Here is a 4,070-nt window from a genome sequence, read left to right as displayed (position 1 = left end):
CCCCCCAGCCGGTCCCGTCCCGCGCGGACAGCGGCCGGTCCACGAGCGGACTGGGCACCGTACCGCCGCGTGAGGACCGTCCGTCCAAGCATGATCCCTCCCCGGTGTCCAACGAGAAGTCACTCTCGCCGGTACACCCGCCGCACGTTCCCCCAGCCCGTCCGTACCAGCAGGACAGCCAGGCCGAGGAACTGGACGTTCCGGACTTCTTGAAGTGATACGACAGCACGAGACACTGAGCGGCGCGCACTTCGCCTTCACCGACCGGTGGGGCGGGGTGAGCGCCGCTCCGTATGAGCGGCTCAATCTCGGCGGCGCGGTCGGTGACGATCCCGAGGCCGTGCGGGCCAACCGCGAACTCGCCGCGAAGTCGCTGGAGCTCGACCCGGCGCGGGTCGTCTGGATGAACCAGGTGCACGGCCGCGATGTGGCCGTCGTCGAAGGACCGTGGACGAGCGGGGAGATCCCCGCCGTCGACGCGCTCGTCACCGTACGGCGCGGGCTGGCACTCGCCGTACTCACCGCGGACTGCGTTCCCGTACTGCTGGCCGATCCGGCCGCCGGGATCGTCGCCGCCGCCCACGCCGGACGCCCCGGTATGGTCGCCGGAGTTGTCCCGGCCGCCGTCGAGGCCATGATCGCGCTCGGCGCCGAACCGTCCAGGATCACCGCCCGTACCGGTCCCGCCGTCTGCGGACGCTGCTACGAAGTCCCGGCGGCGATGCGGGACGAGGTGGCCGCCGCGGTACCGGAAGCCTGGTCCGAGACAAGCTGGTCCACTCCGGCCGTCGATGTCACCGCCGGAGTCCATGCGCAGCTCGCGGCCCTGGGGATCGCGGACCGGCGGCAGGCCGAGGTCTGCACACTGGAGTCGGACGACCACTACTCGTACCGCCGCGACCGCACGACCGGGCGGCTCGCCGGATATGTCTGGCTGGACTGATAGCGCATGAACGACCGCAGAACCGAACTCGCGGCGAATCTCGCCATGGTGGAGGAACGTATCGTCTCCGCCTGTGCGGCGGCGGGCCGCAAGCGGGAGGAGGTGACCCTGATCGTGGTCACCAAGACCTACCCGGCGAGCGATGTACGGCTGCTCCATGAACTCGGCGTACGGCACGTGGCCGAGAACCGTGATCAGGACGCCGCCCCCAAAGCTGCCGCTTGTACGGATTTGTCTCTTATGTGGCATTTCGTGGGCCAGTTGCAGACGAACAAGGTCCGCTCCGTCGTCACTTACGCCGATGTCGTGCAGTCCGTCGACCGGATCCGACTGGTCTCGGCGCTCTCCGCGGCGGCAGTCCGTGCGGGGCGCGAACCGGTCTGTCTGATCCAGGTCGCGCTCGACGCGGAGTCCGGCGCACGCGGGGCGCGCGGCGGTGTGGCGCCCGACGGGATCGAGGAGTTGGCCACGGCGGTGGCCGATGCCCCGGGACTGCGGCTCGGTGGTCTGATGACCGTGGCGCCGCTCGCCGGTCCGTACGCGGGCCGGCAACAGGCCGCGTTCGAGCGGCTGCTGGAATTCTCATCCCGCCTGCGCGCGGACCATCCGGCTGCGAACATGGTCTCAGCAGGGATGAGCTCGGACCTTGAGGACGCCGTAGCGGCCGGAGCGACACATGTTCGCGTCGGTACGGCGGTACTCGGAGTCCGACCCCGGCTCGGGTAACGTCGCGAAGCAAGTCGGACCACAGCAGAAAATATGGTCATTTCCGCCGAAAGGCGGGCATGCCTAGTGGATCGCGGGCACTTGGTGACGAGGCCGATCCACCACAGAGCGGAGGACTCAGAGCATGGCCGGCGCGATGCGCAAGATGGCGGTCTACCTCGGCCTCGTGGAGGACGATGGGTACGACGGCCGGGGTTTCGACCCCGACGACGATTTCGAGCCCGAGCCCGAACCCGAGCGGGAGCACCGGCGCCACCAGCCCGTGCACCAGCAGGAGCGTGAGCGGGAACGGGAGCGGGAAGAGCCGATGCGGGTGGTTCAGCCTCCCGCCCAACGTGAACGCGAGCGCGAACCGGTGTCGCTGGGGGCGGAAATCGGGCGTCCGGCACGAATCGCCCCCGTGGCATCCATCACACCTGAACGTCCGAGTCTGGAGAAGAACGCACCGGTGATCATGCCCAAGGTTGTGTCCGAGCGGGAGCCCTACCGCATCACCACATTGCACCCGAGGACCTACAACGAGGCCCGTACCATCGGGGAACACTTCCGTGAGGGCACTCCGGTGATCATGAATCTCACGGAGATGGACGACACCGATGCGAAGCGACTTGTCGACTTTGCCGCGGGACTGGTCTTCGGTCTCCATGGCAGCATTGAGCGGGTGACGCAGAAGGTGTTCCTGCTGTCTCCTGCTAACGTCGATGTCACGGCGGAGGACAAGGCCCGCATCGCAGAGGGCGGGTTCTTCAACCAGAGCTAGGAACACAGCACCGGGAACGACCCGGTCGCGCGGCGGGAACGGCCCGGCGCGGGACCGGACCAGAGTGAGCCAGGGGAGAGGGAAGCAGCGGGATGGGCGTCGCACTACAGGTGGTCTACATCGCGCTGATGTGCTTCCTTATCGTGCTTATTTTCCGGTTGGTCATGGACTATGTCTTCCAGTTCGCCCGCTCATGGCAGCCCGGCAAGGCGATGGTGGTCGTTCTGGAGGCCACCTACACTGTCACGGATCCACCGCTCAAGCTTCTTCGGCGGTTCATCCCGCCGTTGCGTCTCGGGGGCGTGGCACTCGACCTGTCCTTCTTCGTTCTGATGATCATCGTCTACATCCTGATCTCGCTGGTGAGCACTCTTGCGAGGGGGATGTGAACGATACGGTCTTGCCGACTGCCGACGACTACGTAGAGGTGAAGAAGAGATGCCATTGACCCCTGAGGACGTGCGGAACAAGCAGTTCACGACCGTCCGCCTCCGAGAAGGCTACGACGAGGACGAGGTCGATGCCTTTCTCGACGAGGTCGAGGCCGAACTGACGCGCCTGCTCCGCGAGAACGAGGATCTGCGCGCGAAGCTGGCCGCCGCGACGCGTGCCGCCGCGCAGAACCAACAGCAGCAGGGCATGCGCAAGCCTCCGGAACAGCAGGACCGTCCCGGTGCGCCTGTCCCCGCCGCCATATCCGGACCGCCGGTCCAGCAGCAGCCGCCGCAGATGGGCCCGCCCCAGCTGCCCGGTGGCGCTCCGCAGCTCCCCGCGGGACCGAGTGGCCACGGTCCGCAGGGTCATGACCCGCGTGGCCAGCACGGCCCGGGACCGATGCAGGGCGGCCCCATGCAGGGCGGTCCGATGGGCCAGGGCGGCCCGATGCAGGGTGGTCCCATGCAGGGCGGACCCATGCAGCAGGGTGGTCCGATGGGCCAGGGCGGTCCCATGCAGGGCGGCCCGATGCAGGGTGGTCCCATGGGTGGACCGATGGGCGGCCCCATGGGCGGCCACGGCCCGCAGATGCAGCAGCCCGGTCAGGGTCCCGGCGGCGACAGCGCCGCGCGGGTGCTCTCGCTCGCCCAGCAGACCGCCGACCAGGCGATCGCCGAGGCGCGCTCCGAGGCGAACAAGATCGTCGGTGAGGCGCGCAGCCGCGCCGAGGGCCTGGAGCGCGACGCGCGCGCCAAGGCGGACGCGCTGGAGCGGGACGCGCAGGAGAAGCATCGTGTGGCGATGGGCTCGCTGGAGTCCGCGCGCGCGACGCTGGAGCGCAAGGTCGAGGATCTGCGTGGCTTCGAGCGTGAGTACCGGACGCGTCTGAAGTCCTATCTGGAGAGCCAGCTGCGTCAGTTGGAGACCCAGGCGGACGACTCGCTGGCGCCGCCGCGTACTCCGGCGACCGCTTCGCTGCCGCCGTCCCCGTCGATGGCTCCGGCCGGAGCGGGTGCGATGGGACATGGCGGTATGGGCGGGCCCTCCATGGGCCACGGCGGCCCCTCGGGCCCGTCGTACGGCGGGCAGCAGCAGATGTCCCCGGCGATGACGCAGCCGATGGCACCGGTACGGCCGCAGGCGCCGCAGCCGATGCAGCAGGCGCCGTCGCCGATGCGGGGATTCCTGATCGACGAGGACGACAAC

At 68.8% G+C, this 4,070-nt stretch carries 5 protein-coding genes and 1 pseudogene; all 6 read left to right on the top strand.

The window, feature by feature from the left end; all coding sequences use genetic code 11:
- A pseudogene (locus GA0115259_RS41300) lies at nucleotides 1-218 on the top strand (cell division protein FtsZ); the annotation flags it as partial.
- Nucleotides 215-943, top strand: coding sequence for a peptidoglycan editing factor PgeF (gene pgeF, locus GA0115259_RS31120; RefSeq protein ID WP_256098220.1), 729 nt, complete (start codon nucleotides 215-217; stop codon nucleotides 941-943). The pseudogene GA0115259_RS41300 and the gene pgeF, both read left to right, overlap by 4 nt.
- A gap of 6 nt (nucleotides 944-949) precedes the next feature.
- Nucleotides 950-1,669, top strand: coding sequence for a YggS family pyridoxal phosphate-dependent enzyme (locus GA0115259_RS31115; protein WP_093603183.1), 720 nt, complete (start codon nucleotides 950-952; stop codon nucleotides 1,667-1,669).
- A gap of 124 nt (nucleotides 1,670-1,793) precedes the next feature.
- Nucleotides 1,794-2,429: a cell division protein SepF gene (locus GA0115259_RS31110; RefSeq protein ID WP_066952252.1), complete on the top strand. Its 636-nt coding sequence runs from the start codon at nucleotides 1,794-1,796 to the stop codon at nucleotides 2,427-2,429.
- A gap of 92 nt (nucleotides 2,430-2,521) precedes the next feature.
- Nucleotides 2,522-2,818 carry a YggT family protein gene (locus GA0115259_RS31105; RefSeq protein ID WP_046507963.1) on the top strand — a complete coding sequence of 99 codons (297 nt, stop codon included), beginning with the start codon at nucleotides 2,522-2,524 and terminating at the stop codon, nucleotides 2,816-2,818.
- A 49-nt stretch (nucleotides 2,819-2,867) separates the two neighbouring features.
- On the top strand, nucleotides 2,868-4,070 hold a 1,203-nt coding region (locus GA0115259_RS31100), incomplete at its 3' end, for a DivIVA domain-containing protein (protein ID WP_093603185.1).

Origin of the sequence: Streptomyces sp. MnatMP-M17, assembly GCF_900091995.1 — a bacterium.
GTDB lineage: Bacteria > Actinomycetota > Actinomycetes > Streptomycetales > Streptomycetaceae > Streptomyces.
Note: the sequence above shows the minus strand (reverse complement) of the source record. Positions and strands in the feature narration are given on the sequence as shown.